Source organism: Paucibacter hankyongi (assembly GCF_037482915.1).
Taxonomy (GTDB): Bacteria; Pseudomonadota; Gammaproteobacteria; order Burkholderiales; family Burkholderiaceae_C; genus Paucibacter_A; species Paucibacter_A hankyongi.
Map to the genome: position 1 here is coordinate 1 of NZ_JBBHJX010000009.1, position 24,338 is coordinate 24,338.

Annotated in this window: 18 protein-coding genes and 1 riboswitch; of the genes, 6 read left to right on the top strand and 12 right to left on the bottom strand. The window is 63.6% G+C overall.

Features of this window, described 5'->3' with window-relative positions; genetic code table 11:
- Positions 1 to 271 precede the first annotated feature (271 nt).
- The 5 genes from phnX to WG899_RS14090 form a co-directional block, all read right to left on the bottom strand.
- Positions 272 to 1,093 carry a phosphonoacetaldehyde hydrolase gene (phnX, locus tag WG899_RS14070; protein WP_339596283.1) on the bottom strand — a complete coding sequence of 274 codons (822 nt, stop codon included), beginning with the start codon at positions 1,091 to 1,093 and terminating at the stop codon, positions 272 to 274.
- A gap of 33 nt (positions 1,094 to 1,126) precedes the next feature.
- Complete coding sequence (locus tag WG899_RS14075; protein WP_339596284.1) at positions 1,127 to 2,242, bottom strand: TIGR03364 family FAD-dependent oxidoreductase; 1,116 nt, start codon at positions 2,240 to 2,242, stop codon at positions 1,127 to 1,129.
- Positions 2,243 to 2,285: 43 nt separating this feature from the next.
- Positions 2,286 to 4,022, bottom strand: coding sequence for a putative 2-aminoethylphosphonate ABC transporter permease subunit (locus WG899_RS14080; RefSeq protein WP_339596285.1), 1,737 nt, complete (start codon positions 4,020 to 4,022; stop codon positions 2,286 to 2,288).
- Positions 4,019 to 5,128: an ABC transporter ATP-binding protein gene (locus tag WG899_RS14085; protein WP_339596286.1), complete on the bottom strand. Its 1,110-nt coding sequence runs from the start codon at positions 5,126 to 5,128 to the stop codon at positions 4,019 to 4,021. The genes WG899_RS14080 and WG899_RS14085 overlap by 4 nt, the downstream gene beginning before the upstream one ends.
- Positions 5,129 to 5,247: 119 nt before the next feature.
- On the bottom strand, positions 5,248 to 6,282 hold the full coding sequence (locus WG899_RS14090) for a putative 2-aminoethylphosphonate ABC transporter substrate-binding protein (protein WP_339596287.1): 1,035 nt from the start codon (positions 6,280 to 6,282) through the stop codon (positions 5,248 to 5,250).
- Positions 6,283 to 6,449: 167 nt separating this feature from the next.
- On the opposite strand from WG899_RS14090, the gene WG899_RS14095 reads away from it, so the two are divergent.
- Both WG899_RS14095 and WG899_RS14100 read left to right on the top strand, forming a co-directional pair.
- Positions 6,450 to 7,313: a LysR substrate-binding domain-containing protein gene (locus WG899_RS14095; protein ID WP_339596288.1), complete on the top strand. Its 864-nt coding sequence runs from the start codon at positions 6,450 to 6,452 to the stop codon at positions 7,311 to 7,313.
- Between the two features lie 88 nt (positions 7,314 to 7,401).
- The gene (locus WG899_RS14100) at positions 7,402 to 7,977 is read left to right on the top strand and encodes a GGDEF domain-containing protein (protein WP_339596289.1); all 576 of its coding nucleotides are present in this window, start codon (positions 7,402 to 7,404) and stop codon (positions 7,975 to 7,977) included.
- 7 nt (positions 7,978 to 7,984) lie between these two features.
- On the opposite strand, the gene WG899_RS14105 is transcribed toward WG899_RS14100, so the two are convergent.
- Complete coding sequence (locus tag WG899_RS14105; protein ID WP_339596290.1) at positions 7,985 to 9,397, bottom strand: MATE family efflux transporter; 1,413 nt, start codon at positions 9,395 to 9,397, stop codon at positions 7,985 to 7,987.
- A 226-nt stretch (positions 9,398 to 9,623) separates the two neighbouring features.
- On the opposite strand from WG899_RS14105, the gene WG899_RS14110 reads away from it, so the two are divergent.
- Positions 9,624 to 11,390 carry a helix-turn-helix transcriptional regulator gene (locus WG899_RS14110; protein ID WP_339596291.1) on the top strand — a complete coding sequence of 589 codons (1,767 nt, stop codon included), beginning with the start codon at positions 9,624 to 9,626 and terminating at the stop codon, positions 11,388 to 11,390.
- A 25-nt stretch (positions 11,391 to 11,415) separates the two neighbouring features.
- Here the strand turns inward: WG899_RS14110 and WG899_RS14115 are convergent, their stop codons facing one another.
- Positions 11,416 to 13,443, bottom strand: a complete 2,028-nt coding sequence (locus WG899_RS14115; protein ID WP_339596292.1) for a methyl-accepting chemotaxis protein — start codon at positions 13,441 to 13,443, stop codon at positions 11,416 to 11,418.
- A gap of 283 nt (positions 13,444 to 13,726) precedes the next feature.
- A riboswitch (cyclic di-GMP riboswitch) is annotated at positions 13,727 to 13,831 on the bottom strand.
- Between the two features lie 310 nt (positions 13,832 to 14,141).
- On the opposite strand from WG899_RS14115, the gene malZ reads away from it, so the two are divergent.
- The gene (gene malZ / locus WG899_RS14120) at positions 14,142 to 15,959 is read left to right on the top strand and encodes a maltodextrin glucosidase (protein WP_339596293.1); all 1,818 of its coding nucleotides are present in this window, start codon (positions 14,142 to 14,144) and stop codon (positions 15,957 to 15,959) included.
- Positions 15,960 to 15,972: 13 nt separating this feature from the next.
- Here malZ and WG899_RS14125 read toward each other — a convergent pair whose 3' ends face one another.
- Positions 15,973 to 17,382, bottom strand: a complete 1,410-nt coding sequence (locus WG899_RS14125; protein ID WP_339596294.1) for an aminotransferase-like domain-containing protein — start codon at positions 17,380 to 17,382, stop codon at positions 15,973 to 15,975.
- Positions 17,383 to 17,634: 252 nt separating this feature from the next.
- Here WG899_RS14125 and WG899_RS14130 point away from each other — a divergent pair, with 252 nt between their 5' ends.
- Positions 17,635 to 18,918, top strand: coding sequence for an MFS transporter (locus WG899_RS14130; RefSeq protein ID WP_339596295.1), 1,284 nt, complete (start codon positions 17,635 to 17,637; stop codon positions 18,916 to 18,918).
- Positions 18,919 to 19,091: 173 nt separating this feature from the next.
- Here the strand turns inward: WG899_RS14130 and WG899_RS14135 are convergent, their stop codons facing one another.
- Both WG899_RS14135 and WG899_RS14140 read right to left on the bottom strand, forming a co-directional pair.
- On the bottom strand, positions 19,092 to 20,531 hold the full coding sequence (locus WG899_RS14135; RefSeq protein ID WP_339596296.1) for a PDZ domain-containing protein: 1,440 nt from the start codon (positions 20,529 to 20,531) through the stop codon (positions 19,092 to 19,094).
- An 87-nt stretch (positions 20,532 to 20,618) separates the two neighbouring features.
- A complete protein-coding gene (locus tag WG899_RS14140) occupies positions 20,619 to 22,709 on the bottom strand; it encodes a M13 family metallopeptidase (RefSeq protein WP_339596297.1) in 2,091 nt (696 codons plus the stop codon).
- Between the two features lie 157 nt (positions 22,710 to 22,866).
- Here WG899_RS14140 and WG899_RS14145 point away from each other — a divergent pair, with 157 nt between their 5' ends.
- A complete protein-coding gene (locus WG899_RS14145; RefSeq protein ID WP_339596298.1) occupies positions 22,867 to 23,067 on the top strand; it encodes a hypothetical protein in 201 nt (66 codons plus the stop codon).
- Between the two features lie 59 nt (positions 23,068 to 23,126).
- Here WG899_RS14145 and WG899_RS14150 read toward each other — a convergent pair whose 3' ends face one another.
- Both WG899_RS14150 and WG899_RS14155 read right to left on the bottom strand, forming a co-directional pair.
- Entirely contained in the window at positions 23,127 to 23,369 is a 243-nt protein-coding gene (locus WG899_RS14150; RefSeq protein WP_339596299.1) for a hypothetical protein, read from the bottom strand.
- 308 nt (positions 23,370 to 23,677) lie between these two features.
- A complete protein-coding gene (locus tag WG899_RS14155; protein ID WP_339596300.1) occupies positions 23,678 to 23,956 on the bottom strand; it encodes a hypothetical protein in 279 nt (92 codons plus the stop codon).
- Positions 23,957 to 24,338: the final 382 nt, after the last annotated feature.

Consider the following 24,338-nt stretch of genomic DNA (forward strand, 5'->3'; position numbering starts at 1 on the left):
GCTTCGTTCGCTGAAGCTCACTGCGCTCAAACAAGTGCCGCCAAGTCAGAAGTTGATGCGCGCTGCGCGCGCCTGACCCACTCCGCTGCGCCGTCGGCCGGGCACAAATCGCCCGTCATCGGGCCGGGCCGCCTGCGGGTTTGGCTATCGCTACGAGGCAAGACACATCGCTGGCCATGCAAGCGCACTGCAGCCCGAGCCATGAGCCCGTCAGCGGCCCGGGCTGCAGTCCCTCCGCGCAAGCCGTCCAAAAGAACAGCGAACCGAGAACTTACTCCGGCCGCTCCCCAGCCGCCAAACGCCGCTCGATCTCATCGATCAGCGGCAAGAGTTGATGCACGCCATCAATCACAAAATGCGCGCCACCGGCCAGCAATTCCTGGGTCGCTTGTTCGCGCAACTCGGCTTGGCGCTCGGCAGGCAAAGCTGCCCATTCCGCTTCGCTCAAACCCAAGGTGTTGCCGGTGATGGCCAGACCCACCACCCAGGCGCCAACGGCTCGGCCTTCTTGCAGACCGGGCACGGTGTCATCCACCTTGACCACGCTGCTGGGCGGCCAAACGCCTAGATCCGACAGTGTGCGCACCATCATCAAAGGGCCAGGTCTTGCGCTGGCCATGTCGCCAGCACAAACCAGGTTGTCGGGCACATAGCCTTGGACGGCAGCCAAGGGCGCCACCACCTCCATGATGGGGCGGTTGTAGCCTGTGGTTGAGCCAATCTTCAGGCCGCGCTCGCGCAAGGCGTCGACGGTTTCCAGGGCTCCGGGAATCAGCGTCGCATGTTGCTTGACGCTTTCCTGGTTCATCGGGGTGAAGACCTCATACAACTCATCGCAGTCGGCGTTGGAGAAAGCGCGGCCGTGGCGAGCCAGCCAGCGCGCGGCGATCTGCGGCTGATTGCCCAGGGCGTGGATATGGTCCCACTTGGCCAAGCCCATGGGTACCCGCGCTTCGGCAATGCTGATCTCCACGCCATAACGGGCAAAAAGTTGGACAAAGGCGCCCATCGGGGCTTGGCTGCCAAAGTCAATGATGGTGCCGGCCCAATCAAAAACGACGGCTTGCAAAGAGTTCTTGTTTTCGGTGCTCATGCTTGAACTGTTCTTTCTTCTTGGATGCGAGATTTACCAGGCGGCAAAGACTTCTTCGGCCAGGCCAAAGGCGGTGCTGGCGCCGGTGCCGCTGGTGACGGTGACCAAACGGGTCGCGGGCGCCGGGGTCTCCACCAGGCAAGGCTCCGTCAAGGATGAAGGGTAGGTGCCGACCCAGCGCTCGGTCACCACCGCTTCGCGCAGCTGCAGCGTCGAGCGCAGATGACGCAGGATCAATGCATCCACGTCCTCGGAGGCAAAAGGCGGCAGCACCGGGCCGTAGTGGTGCGAGTCGCCCACCACCAAGGAACCATCGGCGCTTTGCACCACGATCAGGTGAATGCCATGGGACAAGCTGGCGCCCTCCTCGGCTTCCATGCGCGCACGCAAGGCCTGGGCTTCGGGCAACTCCGAATAGCCCTCGTAACGCACCAAACTCAAATCCCCCATCACCGAGCCGGGCAGCTTGAAGCCGGCCTCCGGGCGCACGCGCAGCATTTGCAGCTGGCACAGGCGCAGCTGATGTGGCGTCCAAGACGTGGCAAACAAGCCATTCAGCTCGGCACCGGCGCAGACCACCACGCGCTCGGCCTGATAGCTGCCGCGCGAGCTTTGCACATGCGGGGTCTGCACCGACAAAACGCTCTCGCCAAAGCGGAACTCCACGCCATGAGCGGCGGCCAGCCAGCTGGTCAGGCGCGGGATGGCGGTGCGCGACTCGACGCGCAACTCATGCGGGCTGTAGAGCACGCTTTGCAAGGCATCGGCATGCAGCACGCCGCCGGCGCGCAGCTGCGCATCGCTCGGGCTCAGCAATTCGCAACCCTGAGCCATCTCGGTGTCCATAAAGGCTTGCAGCACTGCATGCGCTTCCTCGCGCTCGGCGGCCAGATACAGGCCGCTGTGCACCACTTCGATGCCGGCCTGCGGCGCGACCTCGGCCCAGACCTCGCGCGAGCGGCGCGCACGGCCCCAGCTAGCGCCGGCCTTCTGGCCGGTCACGGTGACAAAGCCGAAGTTGCGGATCGAGGCGCCCACGCAGGCCGCGTCGCGCTCCAGCACCAGCACCTTGAGGCCCTGCTTGGCCGCTGCATAGGCATGGGCCAGGCCGACGATGCCGGCGCCCACCACGATCAAGTCGTACTTCATTTTCTATTTTTCAGTGTCAAAAAGAAAGGGATCAAACAGAGCTTCAGCGCGCGCGCCAGGCCTGGGTCTTGCTGACCAACAAGGCCTCCAGCAAGCCGATCAGCAAGCGCCCCACCGCGGCGGTGACGAAGATCAGGACCGCCATGGCCGCGGCCGGGCCGATATCACCGGCGTCGTCCATGGCCAGCACCGCCACCGAAGCCAAGGTGGTCTCGGGCGAGTACAAAAACACCACGGCCGACACGGTGGTCAAGGCATTGACGAAGAAGTAGCCCGCCACCTGCATCAGCGTGGGCAAGCTGACCGGCAGATGCACCCGCCACAGCGTGCGCCAGAAAGGCACGCCCAAGGACTCAGCCACCAGCTCATACTCCGGGTCCAGCTGGCGCAGGGCCGAGAGCTGGGTGATGTGCGCCACCGAATAAAAATGCGCCACGGTGCAGATGACCAGCAAACTCAAAGTTCCGTAAAGCCCATGCAGCGGATTCCAGGACGCATTGAAAAACATGATGTAGCCCAGGCCCAGCGCCAAGCCCGGCACCGCCATCGGCAGGCTGGCAATCGCATTGAGCAGGCTGCGAGCGGCCGCAAAACGGCGCGGCTTTTCCACCAAATAGGCCGTGAAGAAACTCAAGACCGCGCCCAACACCGCGCAAGACAAGGCCATCTTGATCGAGTTGCCATAGCTGGCCCAGCCGCCGCCATCCATCATGTCAAAGCGGAAGTTGTTCAGCGAAAGCTGCAAGTTGTAAGGCCAATAAGTCGCCAAGGCCGCGAACACCGCCACGGCCATCACGCCCAGCAAGAGCAAGGCGATCAGGCTGCAAAACAGCAGCAGGCTGCCGTCCAGCCATTTGGAGGGCGCGGGCTGATAAGGCACTGCGCGCACCGTCAGCGCAGCACCCTGCGAGCGACGCAGGCGCTGCTCCACAAAGAAAGCCGCCACCGCAGGCAAGAGCAAGGCCAGCGCGACCACCGCGCCCATTTGCAGGCGCTGCTGGCCCACCACTTGTTTGTAGATGTCGGTGGCCAGCATCTGGGTGTTGCCGCCAATCACCTTGGGCACGCCAAAGTCGGTCAGCACCATCACAAACACCACCACCAGCGAGATCAAGAGACCGTAGCGGCTGGCCGGCAGGGTCACGGTGCGGAAGATGCGCCAACGGCTGGCGCCCAGGCTGGCGGCAGCCTCATGCAGGCGACCATCGCTGGTGCCCAGCGCCGTCAAAAGAATCAGCAGCGCATGCGGCAAGGTCCAGAGCACCGAGCCGATAACGATGCCCGAGGGGCCGTAAATGCTCTCAAAGCCCGGCAGCATCTGCAGCCAAGGCTTGAGCAAGCCCTGATTACCAAACAGATAAATCAGGCTGATGGCCATCAAGAGCGAAGGCGCCAAGACCGGCAGCAAGGCCAAGGCGCGAAACAAGCGCCGCCCTGGCATGCAGGTTTGCGTCAAGGCATAGGCGTAGACATAAGCGAGGCTGACACTGATCAGCGCACTCAGGCCCGACAGCCACAAGCTGTTGAATAGCGAGCGACCGACATTGGGGCTGGCCGCATATTGAACAAAATTGGCGATACCGACAAAGCGGCCCTCTGCGTCAAAGAAGCTCAGCGTCAAGAGACTGCCGACCGGCAAGGCAATCGACAACAAGAGCAGCAGCAGCCCCAGGCCTAAAAGCAAAGCCAGCGGCGCGCGCTCACGCCAGAGCGTCCAGCTGGCCGCCCATGTGGGCTTGGCAGCGGGCACCAGCAACGAGCGATCCAAGACTGCGCTCATGCCGCCCTCAACATCGACAGTGGCTGAGCCAAGCCACGAATGGCCTGCGGCGGCAGGTCCACCAGCACCGACTGACGCGAACCCAGGCCCAACCATTCGGGCAAGCTCGCATCGCGGGAGGTTGAGAGTTCCACCTCCAAGACCACGTCGCCCAAGGCCTCGCAACGCAGGCGCAGCAAGGTGCAGGGCCCGAGGAACACAGCCTCTTGCACCTGCCCCTTCACGGTATTGCTGGCGCCATAGGGCGGCGCCTCAAAGTCACAGGCCTCGGGGCGCAAGACGATGGCCTCGGGCCGCAGGCCCAACAGCAAGGGGCTGCCAGTCTTGAATTCGTCCACCTCGCAGCGCAGCTCATGCTGGCCGACACGGGCACGGCCAGCGCCGGTCACCAGGGCTTGTAAGAGGTTCATCTTGCCAACAAAGCCGGCCACAAAAGGCGTACGCGGGCGGGCGTACAGCTGCTGCGGCGTACCGGCTTGTTCAATCTGACCTTGGTGCATTACCACCACCCGATCCGACATGGAAAGCGCTTCATCCTGGTCGTGCGTCACCATGATGGTGGTGATGCCTAACTGCTTTTGCAGACGGCGAATTTCGGCCCGCAGGCCGACGCGGACCTGGGCGTCCAGGGCCGATAAAGGTTCATCCAGCAAGAGCAGCGGCGGCTGCGGCGCCAGGGCTCGCGCCAGCGCCACCCGTTGCTGCTGGCCACCGGAGAGCTGGGCCGGGAACTTGCGCGATTGCTCAGCCAGACCCACCAGCGAGAGCATCTCCAGCGCGCGCGCTTCTTGCTGCGGGCGCTTCATGGCCTGCAGGCCGTAGGCCACGTTGTCCAGCACGCTCAAATTCGGGAACAGGGCATAGGACTGGAACACCACGCCAAAGCGCCGCTGTGAGGCGGCCAAGGCAGTGATGTCGCGGCCCTGCAAATGAATTCTGCCGGTGTCGGGGGTTTCGATGCCGCACAGAATGCGCAGCAGCGTGGTCTTGCCGCAGCCCGAGGGGCCCAGCAAGCTGATGAATTCACCTTGCGCCACTTCAAGCGCAATGCCGCGCAACACCGGCTGGGCGCCATAGCGTTTGGTGATGTGTTGTACCGAGAGCATGGGTGTTCTTCTTCTGTGGGTGGCGCAGGAAAGGTGAGTGGCTGCAATCAAAGGCCAAGGGCGCCGGGCCCGATGTGGCGTAAGGCCACATCTCCCGGCGCCCCAACCCTCTCACTCCCTCACTTCTTCGGTTCAGCCTTGCCTTCGTAGCGCTTGGCCCATTCGGTCAAGATGCGGTCGCGGTTGCTCGCGGCCCAGTTGAAGTCGTTCTTGACCAGCAGCTTTTCGATGTCGGAAGGCACAAACTCCAGACGCTCTTGCACCTGCGGCAGGGCCAGCACGGCGAAGTTGCCGGCATAGAGCTCATTGGCCTTCTTGGTCACGGCCCAATCCGCCAGCGCCTTGGCGGCGTCTTGCTTCTTGCTGGTCTTGAAGATGGCCGTGGCTTCCACATCCCAGCCCAAGCCTTCCTTGGGGAAGATGATGTCGATGGGCGCGCCATCCTTCTTGGTCTTGTTGGCGCGGTAGTCAAAGCTCAGGCCGACCGGGAACTCACCGGCGCCGGCCTGGCGGCAAGGCTTGGAGCCGCTGTGGGTGTAGCTGCCGATGTTCTGGTGCAGCGCGTCCATGAAGGCCCAGCCCTTGGCCTCGCCCATGCTTTGCAGCCAGGCCGACACCATCAGGAAGCCGGTGCCGCTGGAGGCCGGATGCGGCATGATGACCGTGCCTTTGTAGACCGGCTGCGTCAGGTCGGCCCAGCTGGTCGGCTTGGGCAGCTTGCGCTTTTCGGCTTCCACCGTGTTGAAGCACACAGCCGACGACCACAAGTCCATGCCCACCCAGGTCGGTTGAGCACGCGGGTCACGCATCGTGGCGCGCACTTGTTCCAGGCCCTTGGGGGCGTAAGGCTGCAACATGCCTTCTTTGTCCAGCAGCATCAGCGAGGTAGCGGCCAGGCCCCAGACCGCGTCGGCTTGCGGGTTGGCTTTTTCGGCCAGCAGGCGGGCGGTGATGATGCCGGTGGACTCGCGCACAAACTTCAGCTCGATGCTGGGGTTGTCGGCTTCGAAAGCGGCCTTGTAGGCCTTGATCTGGTCGGCTTCCAAGGCGGAATAGACCAACAACTCGGTTTTGCCTTGAGCCCAGGCTTGGCCCAGGATCAGGGCCGACAGGCCCAGCACAGCGCACAGGGGCTTCAGGAATTTTTGACGCATCACAGCTCCAGGGGTTTAGGGGTCATTCGCTCCACGCACGGCCGGCTTCGGCCATGCCTTGGGATCAGCGAAACTGTAGGGATGGGCCATGAATGCAAGGCGTCAGTTGACGCAAATTTCAAAAATCAGGTATTGGCAGGTTTGCGTCCCTGCCCGAAGGACTTGCCATGCTGGTGACCCAGCTGAAGGCGTTTTTCACCGTCGCGCGGCTGGGTAGCGTGACGCTGGCCGCCAAGCACCTGGGCTTGAGCCAGCCGACCGTGACCACGCAGATCCGCGCCTTGGAAGAGCATTACGGCGTCGAACTGTTCCGTCGCGAAGGCGGACGCCTCTTGATCAGCGACGCCGGCGTGCAGTTGATGCCGCGCGTGCACCAACTGCTGCAGCAAGAGATCGACCTCGAATTTGCGCTGCGCAATGCCGGTGAGCTGCAAAGAGGCAGCCTGCGCATCGGTGCGACCGCGCCCTACTATGTGCTGGACATCGTGCAGCGCTACCGCCAGCGCTACCCGCAAGTGGAGATCAGCATCGGCGCCGGCAATTCGCGCCAGATGATCGACGCCCTGCAAGAGTACCGGGTCGATATCGCCACCTCCTCGCATCTGGAGACCGACGCCCGCCTGCACCACATCGAGCTGGGCGCCGACCCCTTGGCCTTGGTGGTGCATCGCGAGCACCCGCTGGCAAGGCGCAAGACGGTCGCCTTGAGTGATTTGAGCGGCTGTGTTTTGCTGATGCGAGAGCGTGGTTCGATGACGCGCCAACTGACCGAGCAGATGCTGTCCGAGGCACAGGTCCACCCCATCACCAGCATGGAAATCGCCAGCCGCGAGGCACTGCGCGAGGCGGTGATCCGGCAGATGGGTGTCAGCATCTTTGCCGCCAACGAGGTCTGTGATCACCCGGAGCTGCGGGTGCTGCGCTTTGAAGGCGAGGTGCCGCTGGTGCGCGAATACCTGTACTGCCTAAAGGACCGGCGTGACTCGCGCCTGATCGAGACCTTTTTGGCCGCCTGCCAGCCACCGACTTGATCCAAGTTCAGAAAACTGCGGGATTTGGAGCGTGCCAATTGGCCCCGGCCTGCATACTATGGACTCGTGTCCCTGAATGGAGTGCTCAATGCCCAATCTGATCGCCGACAAACTTGAGCTGAACGGCCTGCTGGATCGCCATGCGCTGCAGAGCCAGATGGAAGCAGCCGCCAACGCGGCACGCGCCGCCGGCCAGCCGCTGGCTGCGCTGACTTTTGATCTTGACCACTTCAAAGCCTACTTGGATGACCAGGGCTCGGCCAAGGCCAAGGAAGTCTTGATTCGCGTGGCGCAGTTGCTCAGCGCCCGCCTGCCGGCCGGTGCCAGCCTGGCCCATCTGGGCGGCGATGAGTTCGTCATGCTGCTGCCCGCCACCGACCTGCAAGGGGCGGTGGACCAAGCCGAGGCACTGCGTGGCGAGGTCGAAAGCGAATTTGCCAGCCTCGCCGGACCCAACCCCATCACCGTCACCCTCGGTGCTGCGGCCAGCCCGCCCGGCACCGACTGGAGCGCCACCAGCCTGCTCTCGCTGGCCGATGCCCGCATGACCTTTGGCAAGAAGCGCTTGCAGCCGCACCACAACCGCGTTTGGGCCGGCAGCCTGCCGTCGGATTGGTACCCGCGCTTTGATGTGCAGCCGGGCGTTTGGCCCAGCCAAGACTGAAGCAAAGCTAGCTTGACACGGGCCGTTGCCGCAAGCGACGGCCCGCCGCCCTTGCATGCGGCACCCAAGCATGACTGGCCCAGCGCCGCCACATCAAGAGGCCGCGAATCCACTCATCCAAGGCATAGGCGATCCACAAGCCTTGCACGCCCAGATCGAAATAGATGGCCAAGAGCCAGCTGCCGCCCGCCAAAACCAGCAACATCGACGCCGCCCCGGCCATCACCGGGTAACGCGCATCGCCAGCGGCACGCAAGGCATTGATCACCACCAGATTGAAGGTGCGGCCCGGCTCGAGCAAAACGGTCAACCACAAGAGCTGACAGCCCGCCCGGATGATGGCCGGGTCTGCGGTGAAGAGTGCCATCAAATGCGGCCCGGCCAGGGCCGCCGCTAGCGCCACCAACACACTGACCACCAAGCCCCGCCCCAGCGCCCGCCGCACCAATTGATGCGCCGCATGCAGGCGGCCGGCACCAATCATGTGGCCGACCACGATCTCCACCGCAAAGCCGGTGGCGATGCCAAACATCATCACAAAACCCATCAGCTGCAAGGCATAGGCCTGCGTCGCCAGCGCGGTAGCGCCCAGCAAACCGGCCACGCCCACGCTGACCATGAAGGCCAGGCGGTAGGCAATGTTCTCGGCCGCGCCCGGCAGGCCGATGTGCAGCACCGCGCCGAGCTCAGCGCGCGGCAGCCGCCACCAATCGCTGGCCAGCGGCCGCAGGCCCAAGCGGCTGCGCCACAGCATCAGATGCAGACTCAAGCCCAGGGCGCGGCTCAGGGTCAGCGCCACCGCATAACCGGGAAGACCTAAAGCTGGAATGCCCAGCGCTTGCAGCGGCCCCCAGCCCAGCATCAAGGGCAAGGCCAAGCCCAGGTGCGTGAGCTGCATCACCACCACCACCATCAAGGCCTCGCGGCTGCGCAGATGCGCGCGCATGACGGCCGACATCGACGCATTCCAGGCATCCAACAACAAGGCCGGTGCCAGCGCTTGCAGAAAAGGCAGAGCCAAAGGCAAGACCTCGATCGGCGCATTCAAAAGCCGCAGCAAAGGTCCAGCCGCCAACAAGGCCGCCAGCGCGGTGATGAGCCCGATCCAACTGCTGGCGCCCAGCACCGCGCGCGCCACTGCGTCGGCCGCGTCGCGGCGACCCGCGCCCAGACTCTGCGTCAGCACCACGCTGACGCCCGCGCCAATCACGCGAAACAAGATGAACAGTGTGCCGGCGAGTTGATTGGCCAAGGCGAAACCGCCTGCCGAGGCGTCCGAAATGCGTGCAGCCAAAGCCGTGCCGACCAGACCGAGCGCAATCGCCAGCCACAACTCCATGAACAAGGGCCAGGCCAGGCCCAGCAACTTGGGCGCGGGAGGGCTTGAGGGCTGGGCGCGGGACAAGGCAGACTTGGGCATCGGCATTCAACAAGGGCAAGAAAGAAACGCGCCGCCGGCAGCAGCCGAACTGCAAAGAGGAACAACAAGGCAGCCGTTGAGCAACAAAGCGGGCCGCCGCCCGTGGGCCGGAAGCGACAGCCACCACGTAGACTGCGAGACGCAAGCGCTATTGTTGCAACTGTGCCCTGCCGCAGCGTCCACCCCCGCAGTGGATTGAGCCGAGCCCGCCTGTCCACTCCCCCGCATGAATCCAAGTTCGCCCGTCCATCGAATCGCCGAGCCCGCAGCTTTCACCGCAACCGACGCTCGTAGCGCCCTGCCCGCGCGCCTGCGTGCGGCGCAGCAGTTGCTGGGGCCGCTCGACACGCTGACCCTGGCCGCCCTGCTGACGCAAACGCCGCGGGACATCGAGGCGGCGCTGGGGCAGATCGCTAGCGCCACCGACTTTGCAACCGAGGCCGCCGCCAACCCCACTCCGGTCGATGAAGACTTGCTGACCCGCGCGGTGCGGCTGTTTTTGAACTCCGGCCAAACCATTCGCGCCGCCGAGTTGCTGCTGAGCCACGGCCGGCCCGATATGCAACTCGACCTGCTGGAGAGCGCCGGTTGGTGGTTGTTCTACAGCCCGGCGCGCGCGCTGGTCGGCAAGTTCTTGGCCCTCAATCAGTTGCACCCGCGCTTGCAAGAGGGTGAATTGCTGGGCCTGCGCTTTATCTGGACCATAGAAGTCGCGGGCGAACCGCATTCGGTCGAGCGGGTGCTGCAAGCGGCACCCGGGCTGAGCCCGGCGCTGCGCGCCACGCTGCAGGCCCGTATCGCACAAATGTTTGACCAAGCGCCGCGCGCCATCTCGCAGGCCAAGATCGCCGTCGAGGCCTTTCCCAACGATCTGAGCCCACCCGCCCTGCTGGCTCGCTACACCTTGGGCCTGGCCCTGTTGGAGGCCGGCCGCCCACAGGAATCGATTGCCCCACTGAGCGCGGCCTTGAAGGGCGCGAGCCGCGACAAGGCCACGCTCTTGCAAATTGACGCGCTGCAGGCGCTGGCCGAGCAACATGTGCAACAAGACCTGCCCGCCCCCGCGCAGCTGTACGCCCAGGAAGCCCAGCGCCTGCGCCAAGAACACGGTCTGCGGCCGCTCGACGCCCCCTGGCCCGAGCAGGACTATCTCGCCTTCCCCCAGTTGCTGGAGCAAGCGATGCAGGCCTTGGCCGAGGGGCGCACCGAGGCTGCGGCGTCTGTGCTGCGTGACTTGGAGGCGCGCGAGCGCAAGACCTTTTACTGCTTCAAGTGGCGCAACCGGCTCTTGCACGCACAGACCTGGCTGGCCGCGCAGCGCCATGAACTGCCGGCCTTGCTGAGCTTGGCTGAGGCCGGCGCAGCCAGGCCGGCCGAGACCGCCAGTTTGTACGAGTTGGAACGCTTGGTGCTACAGGCCGGCGCTGCCCTGTTGGCGGCGCGCCCCTGGCCGACCGAGCGGTTGCAAGTCCTCGGCGCCGAACTGCAGGCCCGCCCGCTGGCCTTGTTGTGGCGGCGTTTACAGCTGATTCAAGCCTTGGGCTCGCCGGCACCGGATCTGTTGGCGCTGCGCCAGTGGCTGGACGAAGAAGAGCCGTCCGAAATGGATGTGCTGTGGCTGGCGCCCAAGCTGATCGGCCCGCTGAATGCGCTGCTGAGCACGCCGGCCATCGTCCACCACCGACGCGCACGCGATCATGCAAATGACTTGCTCCATCTGCTGCAGTTGGAAGCACCGGCGGCGGCGGACAAGCCCGCCGCACCCGATAACGGCGACGAAGCCAACCCAAGCCCTGATGTGCCGCCGCTCGGCCTGACGCTGCGCGAATGGCAAGTGTTGCGACTGATCGGCGAGCCGCTCAGCAATGAGCAAATCGCTGCGCAGTTGTTTGTCTCGGTCGCCACCGTCAAGACCCACATCAACCGCGCCTATAGCAAGTTAGGCCTGGGCTCGCGCGCGGAGGCGGTGCAACTGGTGCGACGGCGGCGCTGAGCCAAGACCTCGCAGCGACGGGTCTTCAGACCTTCTGCAAACGAAAGCTGCTGACCATTTCGGCCAAACCCTGCGCCTGAGCGCGCAGGCTCTCCGCTGCGGCGGTGCTTTCCTCCACCAGCGCCGCGTTTTGCTGGGTGCTGTTGTCCAAGTCGCTGATGGCCGCATTGACTTCACCGATGCCGCTGCGCTGCTCGCTGGTGGCGGCGTTGATCTCCAGCACCACGGCATTGACGCGGGCGATGCTGCTGACGATGTCTTGCATCGATCGGCCGGCGGTTTGCACCAGCTTCAGACCCGAGTCCACGCAGTCGACGCTGCCGCCGATCAGGCCCTTGATCTCACGCGCCGACTCGGCGCAATGCTGCGCCAGGCTGCGCACTTCCTTGGCTACCACCGCAAAGCCACGGCCCTGCTCCCCGGCTCGCGCCGCTTCCACCGCCGCATTCAGCGCCAAAATATTGGTCTGGAACGCGATCGCATCGATGGTGCCGATGACCTCGCCGATCTTGCGGCTGGCGACGTTGATGTCGTCCATCTTCATCATCATCTGCTGCATCACTTCGCCGCCCTGCTCGGCGGCGTGATTGGCCGTCACCGCCAAAGCAGTGGCCGAACGTGCGGCCTCAGCGGTCTGGCTGACCGCACCGGTCAATTGCTCGATGGAACTGGCGATCTGCTGCAAGCTGCTGGCGCCGCTCTCGGTGCGACCCGACAGGTCCTGGCTGCCCGCTGCAACTTGGGCGCTGGCGGTGGAAATTCCGTCGGTGGCCATGCGCACCGAACCAATGGTTTGTGCCAACTGCCGGCGCATGCGCTCCACATTGCCGGCCAAAACGCCCAAATCATCGTGGCGCAAGGTCCGCACCGGCGCCGACAGGTCTCCCCCGGCGACACGGGTCACTGCGGCGTTCAACAAGGCCAGCGGCGCACCGACCCAGCGGCGCAACAGCCACCACAGGCCGATGGCCAGCACCATGCTGGCCAGACCCAGGGTCAGCCACAACATGCGCAGATCACTCCAGTGCTGACGCAGCGCTTGACGATCGGACACCTCGGCCACCACCCACAAGCCGGTCGCCTCGCTGCGACGCGCCACCACCCAGGCGTCGTCATTGGCCTTGTTCAACAGGGCCGGCGCCTTGGCCATGAAGCCCTCGGGTTTTTGGAACAAATCGGTCATGAAGGCGTCGGCCGCAGCGTCCACCTCGGCCACCGGCTTACCGGCCAGGCTCGGATGCACCTTGAACAGCGGCCGGCCCTTGGCGCCGCTTGGGTCCACCAAATAGACACCGCCGGTTTCAAACAGCTTGACGCTCTCGCTCAGCTTGCTCAAAGACTGCTGGAACTCGCTGGTATCAAAACCGACGAACAAGATGCCGATCACCGCACCGCTGGCGTCCTTGATCGGTTGGTAATGGTTCATGAAGGGCTTGCCGAACAGCACGGCCTTGCCGACAAAAGCCTGCCCTTCCATCAGTTTGCGGTAGGCCGGGTGCGCCGTGCCCAGCAAGGTACCCACGGCGCGCTCGCCGTTCTCTTTCTTCAGCGAGGTGCTGATGCGCAGGAAGTCATCGCCCTTGCGCATAAAGATGGTGGCGGCACCGCCGGTGTTGCGGCTGAAGCGGTCTACCGCCTCAAAGTTGCCGGCCATTTTTTGGCCCTCAAACAGCAATTCCGCGCCGCCATCGTTAGCGCCCTGCAGGCTGAAGCTGCCTTTGAAGTCGGTGGCGAAAGTGTTGTAGAAGCGGTCCACCATCAGGCGTGCGCTGTTGTCGAAGGAGTCGGCCATGCGGGCCACCGCGGAAGCCTCGCTGGCGGCGAGTTGGGCCGCGCGTTCACGTTCGACCTGTGTGCTCTGCAAGCTCAATACAAGGCAGGTCAAGCCGATCAAGGCGGCAACGCCCAATCCGCCCGCCAAGGCCACGCGGCGCGCCAGACTGGCATGCGGCTGGCGTGCAGCAAGGTCGGGCGCAGCGGCGGAGGTATCGGCATTCAAGCTGGCGCGGAGTTCGGCATGAAAAGTGGAGCCGGTAGCAGGCAGGTAACTCATATTCAAAGCATTTCTCTGGCAAGGCATGGCCTGCGCCAGCGGCGCGGACATGGGCACGCCAAGGCTTTGAAGAGCCGTCGGGCGTGCAGGGTTCGGTCAACGAGTGACCACGGAGGCACGCCCAAGGAAAAGAAACACAAGTGAAGAGCCGCTGCAGCATGGGGGGCGACAAGCTGTTGCCGCCCCTTGAAATGCCTGACAAACAAACCGTTGCGAACCAGCGGCCCACACAAGCCTTGACCACATCAAGCAGTCACTGCAGGTGAGCGGCGGATACGGTCTGCCTGGCAACCCCGCTATCTTGGTCCCGCGGAATTTGTAATTCCTCGAAACGTTAGACCGGAAGCTTTGCGACCCCGTCTTTCAAGCGGGTGTGCCGATAAATAGTTGCGAACACATTAACTGGATCGCAACTGGTATTTGATTATCTTTGATCAACATCAGCTCATCAAGGGAAAACCCTAGTAGCCACTACGGTTCGTGATTTGGGTCACGCACAAAGGTGCTTTCAGCGGCGCAATGCGGCAGCGCCACTAACCCACTCCGGTCTCAAACTGGTATCCATCACCAAGAGGCTTCAGGGTTCAGCGGCTCACCTGCAGCCCAGCATCCACCACCGCATTCAACCCCCGGGGCTGACGCAGAGCGGGCCTCATGCTCCAGACAATCCGCCGCATTGCTCACGAGACAAATCACCTATGTCCGCTCCCTTGCTAGTGCATCCCCCGATCGCCCCCTGGCTGCAACGCGAGACCAGCGGTTGCCGACTCAGCCTGCTGAGCGAGCGCGAGCATTTCGACAGCGTCTATGTACGCAGTCAGCCGGACAACGAGGAACAACTCATTCCCATGTACTACGCCGGCCGCAATGCCGAACTGCACCGCTGGGAGGCGTTTTTGCCCTGGGACGGCGGCAACCCGCTGACGCTCTATGCCTTCAAGGTGCTGGCCGACGGCACGCAGTACTGGCTGGCGGCCGACGGCGCTTATGAACACCTGCCGCCAGAAGACCGACACTTTCGCGTCCATCCCAGCCAGCAGCCACCGGCTTGGGTGCGCGACCAAGTCTTCTACCAAATCTTTCCGGACCGTTTTTACGTTGGCGTGCCGGCCGCCGATCGACGCGGCCTGGCCCTACCCGGCCAAGGCGGGCGCGTGGTCGTGCAGCCGGAATGGCCGCAGCAACAGGCGCCGGTGGACGCGGACAACGCCGCCAACAGCTTCTACGGCGGCGACCTGCCCGGCATCACCGCCAAGCTGGACTATCTGCAGACGGAGCTGGGCGTCACAGCCGTCTACCTGAACCCCATCTTCGCCTCCGGCAGCAATCACAAATACGACAGCGATGACTACAGCCAGGTCGATGAACACCTGGGCGGCAATGCGGCGCTGGAAGAACTCAGCGGCGCCCTGCATCAGCGCGGCATGCGCTTGCTCTTGGACGGCGTGGTCAACCACACCGGGGTCAACCACCGCTGGTTCAAGGAGGCCAAGGCCTCAACGGACTCGCCCTACCGCAGCTTCTACCTCTTCGATGCGCAGGGCTATCACTTCGGCTGGAAAGGCTTTGACTCGCTGCCGGTGCTGAACTTTGCGACCAAGGGCGTGCAAGAGGCCGTCTACGACGCCCCTGACTCGGTGCTGCGCCGCTGGCTACAAGCGCCCTACAACATCGACGGCTGGCGGCTCGACGTCATCCATATGCTGGGCGAAGGCTCGGGCGCCACGAACAACAGCTTCTATCTCAAAGAGTTCCGCCAAGCCATCAAATCCGAGAACCGCGAAGCCTACATGCTGGGCGAGCATTTCTCCGAAGCCACCCGCTGGCTGCAGGGCGATCAGGAAGACGGCGCGATGAACTATTACGGCTTCGCCCATCCTGTGCGAGCCTGGCTGGCCGGCCAAGACGTGGCCTACCAGCCGATCAAGCTCTCAACTGCAGCCTTCACCGCTTGGCTGGACCGCGCCCAAGCCTGCATTCCCTTTGATAACCAGTTAGCCCAGCTGAACCTGCTGGACAGCCACGACACCACCCGCTTCTTCACCCTGTTGAACGAAGACACGGCCGCCATGAAGCTGGCAGCGACCCTGCTGTTCAGCCGCCCCGGCACGCCTTGCATCTATTACGGTGACGAAATCGGCCTGGCCGGCGGGCCGGACCCAGACTGCCGGCGCCCCTTCATTTGGGCAAAAGAGCATTGGAATCAGCCGCTGTTCGCCCATTACCAAGCCCTCATTCGCCTGCGCCAAAGCCGCGGCGAATGGCGCCACGGCGCGGTGCAAACACTGGCCAGTGGCCCTGACTGGATCGCCTACGCGCGCCACAGCGATTGGGAGGCCAGCCTTATCCTGGTGAACCGCGGCGCCGCGCCCGTTTCACTTCGCTTGCCAGTGTGGCAGTTACCGGTGCCGGTGAAGCAATGGCAGGCGGCCTGGGGCCAGGAATTCAGCTTCAGCGAGGGTCATCTGCAACTGCAGCTGCTGGCCCAAAGCAGCGCAGTCTTGCTCAGCGTCTAGGCGGCCGCTCGCTTCAAGCTGCAGCAAGTTCCTGCGCAAGCTCTGCCAGGATGCGAAGCCCTTGCTCCCGCGCCGCGTCTAGCGGATGCGCGGCCGTCAGACGCAGGCAGTGGTCGAACTGCGCTCCCAAGCTGAACACCGCGCCAGGCACAAAGTTGTAGCCCTGCTGCCGCGCGCGCTCCAGCAGCTTGCAGGCATCCAGATGGCCCGGTAGCTCGACCCATAGCGCATAGCCGCCCTCGCCACTGCTCACGCGCGTGCCCACCGGGAATTGGGCCAACACGGCCTCCTCATAGGCTTTCACCTGCCTCTTTAAGCGCTGACGCAAGTTGCGCAAGTGCACGTCGAAGGCGTCGCTGGCCAAGAAAGCGGTCAGCACCTGATCGCTGAGCCGAGGAATCAGTTCGCCGTGCACAGCACGCGCCGCTCGCAAGGGCAAGCGCCAACGTCCGCTGACCACAAACCCTAAGCTGAAGCCCGTGCCGGTGATGCAAGCGAAACTGCCGCAGTACAGCACCCAATCCTCGCGATCAAAAGACTTCAAAGGCCGAGGGCGATGCGCCCCACGGTAGAGCTCGCCCATCATGTCGCACTCGATCATGGGCAGGCGATGCTGAGCCAACAAGTCGGTCAAGGCCTGCTTCTGGGCCTCGCTCATCAAGCCGCCGCTGGCACGGTAAAAGCTCGGCTCCGTCAGGCATGCAGCAATCTTGTGATCGGCCAAGGCGCGGCTGAGCGCTGGAATAGACAGGCCGCCCTCGCTAGCGGCTGGAATTTCCAGGGCGCGCAAACCCAGGCTCGCAATCAGCTCCAGGGCCCGCAGCGGCGCAGGGCTGCTCACGGCGATCAGGTCTCCGGGCTCGGCCAGCAAGCGCAGGCACAGTTGCAGCGACTCACCCTCGCCCTGGGTGACGACGATGTCCTCCGCATTGAACTGGCAGCCCATTCGCGGCGCGCGCAAGGCCAGTTGTTGACGTAACCGCTCCGTCCCATAGACCGTGCCACCCGCCAAGGCGGCGGGGTCGACACGCAACTCACGTGCCATCAAGCGCCTGAGCGTTGCGATAGGAAGCAAAGACGCGGGCAAGGCCAAATGCCCGAGCGAAACACAGTCCGGCTGCGAGGCCGCCAATTCCATCAAGCGTTTACGCCGTCCGGCCAACTCCATCGAAACGAGACTCGCCGGAGCGGGCGCGGCCTTTTGCGCCTTGCTCGCGAAAAAGCCTTGCCTTGGCCGGGCCTCGATCAGGCCGGCATCTTCCAGATCATGCAAGGCATGGACAACGGTGGCCAGGCTGGCGCCATGGTCGGCGCAGAGCTGGCGCACCGAGGGCAGCCGGGCGCCGGGTGGATAGACCCCGGCCCGAACATCCTCGGCCAGCCTCGCGGCAAGCGATCGATAGCGATAAGCGCGGGAATTCACAAAGGCTCAAAAGGTGAAAAGCCAGAAAGGTCAAAGCCCCTGCATGTCAAAGCACAGAACGGCCGCCGCGCCTCAACACCCAAGGCTCGACACGATAACCGCTTCGCCGCCCGTGAATCGATACAGACCGAGCATTTTTCATCGATACAGCTGCGCGCTGTATCCATCCATTTAAGGCTTCGCTGCGTCTTAACGCCAAGGGGCAGCTTTCCTAGACTGATCTGCCAACAGACCACAAGGAAAAGCCCGTTCATGTTGCATATCTTTCGTCGCATCCAAGCGTGCGACTCTTCGATGCGTTTGTTACTGCTGACCGAACTGCTCGGCTTGCTGGCCGCTGCGGCAGCCCAAGTGAGCCTGCTCTGGTGGATTTCAAAGAACGGCGGTGCCGTCGATATAACGCTTTATGGCGGCGTGACAGCCCTGGGCTCGCTGTTGGCCATGCCGCTGATGTCGCCGCTGGGCGACCGCTGGCCCAAACGAGGACTGATCCGGCTGGGCAAGGTCTGCTTATTGATTGAGGCCCTGACTCTTTACCTGCTCTCCTTGGGCGGCACTTATCACTTGGCCCTGATCTGCGCCTGCAGCTTGCTCTCGGTGCTGGCCAATGCCATCGTTTTGCCGGCGCAGGCCAGCATCTTGCCGGAGTTGGTCGAGACCAAGTCGCTGCCGGAGGCCATACGGCTGCGCCGTGGTGCCCAGGCGCTCGGTGGCTTGTTGGGGCCAGGCCTGGGTGGCACAGCCCTTGCGCTTGGGGGTGTGACTGGGGCGCTGACTGTGGTGTCGTTTTTGTTCGGCATCGCCATGCTGGCGGCGTTTCAACTGAACGAGCCGCGCTTTCAAGTGAAGGCTACGGCCGGCACCACTTGGTGCCAAGACATCATGGCGGGCCTGCGCGCCAAATGGGGTGTGCCGCTCGACCGTTGGTGGACGCTCGCGGGCGCCTTGATGATGGTGTTTTATCTGCCCGCCACGGGCATGCTGCTGCCCTTGCGCCTGCAATCGCTGCAGCTCTCGGCGATCTGGTTTGGCGCCTGTGCTGCAGCGCTGTCCCTGGGCCTGCTGCTCGGGGTCGCGGGTCTGGCCGATCGCCTGATTCAGCGCCTGGACCGGGTACGGGCCATCTTTGGCGCCATTTCCGTATGCGGACTCGCCGTCGCGGCGGTCGGCTTGTGCGACTGGGCGCCAGGTTTGGTCATGCTATTTGCACTGATGGGCCTGTGCGTTTCGGTCACGCAGTTGGTGGGCCAGACCCACCGTATGTTGGCGATGCCGGAGCACTTCAGATCACGCATGACCGCGGTCCACCTCGCCGTGGCGCAAATTGCGGCCACCCTAGCGCCCACATTGGCCGGTGGGCTGCTGCAGCATGGGTCTGTGGCCTCGGTTTACCTGCTGCTGGCGGCTGGTTTTCTGGGCAGCGGGTTGCTCTTGCTGGCGGTGCCGGATTTACGCCCATTTCTGCGTTTGGACCATGAGCAGGTAAAGAACTGGTACGGCCGGCGCTATCCCCGGGCCTTTGCAGCCCGGGGCTGAAGCAACGCCCTCACCAGATCTGAATCCGCTGCGTTGCTTCCGGCAGTATCTTGTCGCCTAGCTGGGCGACCAAGGTCTCTTGGCGGCCGTGGTGCTTGATTGGCACGCCATAAACGCGGAACTCGGTCGCCGAAAGCAGCCCCATCCTGCTCAGCGTCTGCGGCAAGCTCGATTCAGGGTGTTTTGGCCTTGCTCAGCCAGGCCAGCGTCAGTTGCCCAATGGCCGGGTTGTAACGCTGCTGCAGACTCGCCATGGCGCGATCCGGGGCCATCTGTTCACGCGCCTCGCGGTAGGAGTCCGCCTTCAAGAAAGCATGTTCGGCGCCCGAGACCAGGGCGAAACTGGCTTGACCGGGATGGCTTTCATTGACGGTGGCGGCAATCAACTCGGCATCGCGCGGGCTGATGGCCTGCAAGTCGAACTGTGCATGCATGGCCAGCACCTTGCCGCCGACCCGGCTCCAGGCCTGTGCCATAGGGCGCTGATTCATGCTGTGCCAGAACTTATAGCTGCGGCCAAACACATAGTCGCCATTGACATTCAAGGCGCCGCCCTGCGCCTCCAGCGACTTGGCCAAGGCTGGGTCGCTTTTCTTCATCTGCGCTGGGCTGCGGCCTTTTTCAAGCCACTCGTAGTAAACCGGGATCAGGGCCCGTACTTCGCTCTCGGCCTCCAACTGGGTGCTGCCGGCCAACACCGACTGCAGGCGGCTGATGTCCAAGAAGTATTCAAACCACGAGCGTGCCACCACGCCATAGACCATCGTGCCGCGCGGCTGGTGCACCTCGGCCAGTAGCGGCGCCGTCACACTGCCGAGCGAATGCCCGAATAGAAAGACATTGGCCTTGTCCACATAGTCCTCGCTCAAGAGCTGGCGGTAGACCTGCTGATGCAGGGCCAGCTCCTCGCTGTAGTCGATGTCGCGGCAGTCCTTGCTGGTTCGGCTGTCGCCAATATTGGGCCGCTCGAAACGGTGCACCGCGTAGCCGGCGCGCACCCAGTCGTCGATCAGGCGCCGCACCGAATGCTCAGGGTTGGCGCCGAAGTCTTGCGAGTCGCAGGTATAGCCCTGCAGGAAGAAGATCGTCGGCAGCTTGGTGCCCGGCGCGTGTTTGGGAATATGGCTGATCGTGCGCAGCAGACCCAGGTCCACCGCCGTGGCGCCGTAGCGCACCTCGCCAAATGCCGAGCTCTCCAAGGGCCGACCCTGAATCAAACCTTGGCGAGTCTGGCGCTTGCCCGCGGCATCCTGCACCTCGACCTCAATGCGATCACCCGCCCGCAAGGTCTGGGTGAAGGCCCCCAATTCCTCGTGACGACTGAACTTTCGGCCATTCACGCTCAGCAAGACCTGACCCTGCTGCAGGCCCAACTGCTCGGCGCTGGAGCCCGGCAGCACCAGGGTCACCAACAGGCCCTCGCCGGCCGATAAAAGCAGCGGCTTTGCCGCGGCTTCATCGAGCGCCTTGCTGCCGACGCCGAGCACGCCCTTGCGGGGCAGGGTCGGCGCTGACGGGGGCGCGTCGGTCATTGCCGCTTGGCTGACACCTGCCAACAAGGCCATCAGAGGCAACAGGGCGACGATCAAGGCCTTGCCATGGCGATTGCTCATGCAGTGCTTTCAAAGAAGAAAAAGAAGCGTAACGCTGGGCTGCGGCGGGGCCGGAGACAAGGCATCACCCGGCCGGGGTTAACACCCTCACCAGATTCGAATCCGCTGGTCTGCGGGCTTGAACATCTTGTCGCCCGGCTGGGTGCCAAAGGCCTCATGGAAGCCATCGTGGTTGATCGGCGTGCCATTGGCGCGGAACTCCGACGGTGAATGCGGGTCGGACAAGAGCTGCTGCAGCACCCATTCATCGCGGGCCTTGCCGCGCCAGACTTGGGCGAAGCCGTAGTAGAAGCGCTGCTCGCCGGTGAAGCCGTCGATCTTGGCTGCAGGTTTGCCCTGCAAGGAGCGGCGATAGGCCTTGTAGGCGATTTGCAGACCGGACAGATCGGCGATGTTCTCGCCCAGGGTCAAGCGGCCGTTGACCGTCTTGCCGGCAATCGGCGAATAGCCGTTGTACTGCGCCACCAGCTTGTCGGCGATGCTTTCAAAGGCCTTGCGGTCCGCCTCGCCCCACCAGTTGCGCAAGGCACCGTCACCGTCGTACTGGCTGCCGCTGTCGTCAAAGCCATGGCTGATTTCATGGCCGATGACAGCACCGATGGCGCCGTAGTTCACCGCGTCGTCGGCCGCCATATCAAAGAACGGCGGCTGCAAAATCGCGGCCGGGAATGTGATGGCATTCAGCGTCGGGCTGTAAGAGGCATTGACCGTTTGCGGCGTCATGCTCCATTCCTTGCGGTCCACCGGCTTGCCGACGCGGGCGAGCTGTCGCTGCCAACGGTAAGCTGCCGCGCGCTCGGCGTTGCCGATGGGGTCGGCGCGCAAGACTTTCAACTCGCTGTAGTCACGCCAGACCTCGGGGTAGCCGATCTTGCTGATGAATTTGGAGAGTTTGAGCTGCGCCTCGGCCTTGGTGGCCGGGCTCATCCAGTCCAAGCCCTCGATGGAATCGCGGTAGGCCAGCAAGAGGTTGTCGACCAGCGCTTGCATGCGCGCCTTGTGCGCCGGCGAAAAATGCTTGGCCACATAGAGCTGACCCACGCCCTCGCCCAGCGCCCCGTTCAGCTCGGCAATGCTGCGCTGCCAGCGCGGCATCTCCACCTGGATGCCGGTCAAGGTTTGATCGCGCAGCGCAAAGCGCGCCTCACGGAAGGCTTGCGGCAGGCTCAAAGCCGCATCGTCCAGTGTGCGTAGCTTGAAGTAGAGCTTCCAATCGGCCAGCGGCAAGTCGGCATACAGCCGCGCCAGCGCCGTGGCCGTGCTGGGCTGACCCACATTCAAACGGCCCTGCCCGCCCAGGCCGGCGGACTGCATCAGCAAGGCCCAGTCAAAGCCCGGCGCTTTTTCTTGCAACTCGGCCACGCTCATCGGGTTGTTGCGCTTGGCCGGGTTGCGCAGCTGCACCCGCTCCCAATGCGCATTGGCAATGGCTGTTTCCAAGGCCAAGACGCGGCGGGCCGCCTGGGCAGGCTCGGCTTCGCCGCTCAAGCGCGCCAAGGTCTCCAGGTATTGCTCATAGGCTTTGAGGGCCTTGGCCAGGCGCGCGTCTTCGGTCTTCAGATAGTAGTCACGGTCCGGCAGACCCAGGCCACCCTGATTGGCCGACACCCGGTTGACGGTAGGCTGCTGCACATCCGGCGACACATTCAGATTGATTGGCAAGGAGAAGCGCCCTTGAACGCCGCCCTGCCACTGCGCCAACTCCGCCAGCGTGCTGATGGCCTCAATGCGTGCCAAGGCTGGTTTGATGGGACTCAGGCCCGCGCGGTCGATGGCGGCAGTATCTAGGAAGGCGGCGTAATAGTCGGCGACCTTTTGCTCCAAGCTGCCGATCACCGGACGCTTGGCATCGGGGCGCGAGGCCAAGTCCTCGACGATGGCGCGCACGCGCTCGTCGGACAGGTCGCGCAGCTGAATGAAGCTGCCGAAGCGAGCCTTGTCTGCCGGCAATTCATAACGCTTCAACCACGTACCATTGACGGCACGAAACAAATCATCCTGAGCCCGCATGGCACTGTCAAAACCACTGGCATCCAGACCGGAGGCCAGCTGTGCCTGGGTTTGTGTTTGGGTTTGGGTTTGCGCCTGCGGGCGCGAACCCTCGGCCTGCGCCCCCGCGCTGAGCAGGCATGCCTGCAACAAGACGGACAGGCAGCGAATGTTTGTCTTTGATTTCATCTTCATCTTCTTCAAACCATGTCTTGGATAGGCCCGGCACGCATCCGTGATGCAAGAACTTGCGAGGCACACATTGCCAGCCTTGCAGGCTAGCCGCTCCGCCAAGGATAGACGGAAGTTTGCGCCTGGGGATTTCCCTTGATGCCGGTGTCATCCGATGAATTCGATCTCAAGCCATGCACAACGCCTCGAACGCTACGCCAAGATGTCCTGCGCCTTGGCCCTGCTCAGCGACCAGCAACGGAGCCGCCTGGTCGACGGCGCCATGCGGCTTGGCTGCGGCGTCGGCGGCAGCAGGCGGAGCCCTGCGATCGATGGATGCCTGGTTCTCGCCACGCGGGTGCGCCTGACCGAGTAGGAGCGGCGCGCAGAACACGGCCTGTCCACCGCCAATCCCTTAGACCTACCCAGCCCCTTTCATCGCAATGTCGGCTCGCCCGGCCTTGGCGTCTGGCGCGAGTTGGCGGGCGCGGCGTCGCCAGCGGCCCCGGCCGTACCCGCAGCATTGAACGACGTCGCGGGCATGAGCGCCATCTGGCAGGACAGGGCCGACGCTGCGCCGATGGCGGCCGGGCCAAAGGCCATGCAGGCCGCGGCGACCATGCTCGAACACAACTTCAGGTGCGAGCTGCCGGAGCTGAACGACTTGGGCCTGCTCATGGCGATGCCCCCCGTGGCAATTCACTTACCGATGGGGGACGGATCTACTTCGCGGATTTCGGTCTGGCCTTGTCCGAACGCTTTGAGCTGTCAGGCGAGAGTACATGCGCCACCACGCTCGCTGGACTGCGCCTATATGCGCAGCAATTGGGTGATGTGCTTGATCAAGACCTGGTCGCCTGAGCCTATCACGCCGGACCAGCGCATGGCCCTGGCGGCGGAGATTGCCGAGGGCGACTCGGCGCCGCAACTGATTGAAGGCCAGCCGCCCAGGCCGCTAAAGCATCTCAAGCTGTTGAAAGCGAATGCTAGGGGGTCTGCGCCTGCGCGTACTCGGACTCGCTGCCGAACACCGTCACGCCGAGTTGCTGCAGCCGCTCGCGCAACGCCGGCACCTGACGCGGGTGCAGGTCAACCCCGATCGAAGCCTCTAGCTTGCAGCTGTCGCCTCGCACATGGACAGAGCCGTCTTGGTCGGTGATGACCACGGCGCGCCGAAGATTGGGGACGAAGAAGAGCGCACGCGAAGCAGCCCGCAGCACCGCGGCATAGGCCTGCGGTTCATGAGGCACATGAAGATCGTTCACCTGGGTTTCTCCTCGAACTAATTTTCTTAGGAGGCGGTCGGCCAATTATGTTTTTTGCTCCCTGCAGCCCGGCTTGTACAGGGCTTATCGACATGCGCCCAGCGGCGTCAACCCTAGGCTTTGGATGTTTTCGACAATTTCGTGATCTGCCTCACCAAATCTGCATGCACAAAGGCCCAAAGCCCATTCAAACCTTCAGCAAAGTCACCACGCCAGGGGCCGGCTGAAAAAAGTTTCATCGCCAATGTCACAGCCGGCTGTGCTGTCTCGTCTTAGGGGCATGAACCACTTTTTGAGCCCATACCGATGGACCTGATTCCTCAACTGCTGCGCGCCCTGCTCGCCCTGCTACTGGCCGCCAATGGACTGACGATGTTGCTAG

Coding starts and splice junctions, on each gene's coding strand:
- WG899_RS14140 (WP_339596297.1), bottom strand. CDS start 22,709: ATGAAATCAAAGACAAACATTCGCTGCCTGTCCGTCTTGTTGCAGGCA.
- WG899_RS14075 (WP_339596284.1), bottom strand. CDS start 2,242: ATGAAGTACGACTTGATCGTGGTGGGCGCCGGCATCGTCGGCCTGGCC.
- WG899_RS14145 (WP_339596298.1), top strand. CDS start 22,867: ATGAATTCGATCTCAAGCCATGCACAACGCCTCGAACGCTACGCCAAG.
- WG899_RS14095 (WP_339596288.1), top strand. CDS start 6,450: ATGCTGGTGACCCAGCTGAAGGCGTTTTTCACCGTCGCGCGGCTGGGT.
- WG899_RS14105 (WP_339596290.1), bottom strand. CDS start 9,397: ATGCCCAAGTCTGCCTTGTCCCGCGCCCAGCCCTCAAGCCCTCCCGCG.
- WG899_RS14135 (WP_339596296.1), bottom strand. CDS start 20,531: ATGAGCAATCGCCATGGCAAGGCCTTGATCGTCGCCCTGTTGCCTCTG.
- WG899_RS14130 (WP_339596295.1), top strand. CDS start 17,635: ATGTTGCATATCTTTCGTCGCATCCAAGCGTGCGACTCTTCGATGCGT.
- phnX (WP_339596283.1), bottom strand. CDS start 1,093: ATGAGCACCGAAAACAAGAACTCTTTGCAAGCCGTCGTTTTTGATTGG.
- WG899_RS14090 (WP_339596287.1), bottom strand. CDS start 6,282: ATGCGTCAAAAATTCCTGAAGCCCCTGTGCGCTGTGCTGGGCCTGTCG.
- WG899_RS14100 (WP_339596289.1), top strand. CDS start 7,402: ATGCCCAATCTGATCGCCGACAAACTTGAGCTGAACGGCCTGCTGGAT.
- WG899_RS14110 (WP_339596291.1), top strand. CDS start 9,624: ATGAATCCAAGTTCGCCCGTCCATCGAATCGCCGAGCCCGCAGCTTTC.
- malZ (WP_339596293.1), top strand. CDS start 14,142: ATGTCCGCTCCCTTGCTAGTGCATCCCCCGATCGCCCCCTGGCTGCAA.
- WG899_RS14085 (WP_339596286.1), bottom strand. CDS start 5,128: ATGCTCTCGGTACAACACATCACCAAACGCTATGGCGCCCAGCCGGTG.
- WG899_RS14080 (WP_339596285.1), bottom strand. CDS start 4,022: ATGAGCGCAGTCTTGGATCGCTCGTTGCTGGTGCCCGCTGCCAAGCCC.
- WG899_RS14150 (WP_339596299.1), bottom strand. CDS start 23,369: ATGAGCAGGCCCAAGTCGTTCAGCTCCGGCAGCTCGCACCTGAAGTTG.
- WG899_RS14115 (WP_339596292.1), bottom strand. CDS start 13,443: ATGAGTTACCTGCCTGCTACCGGCTCCACTTTTCATGCCGAACTCCGC.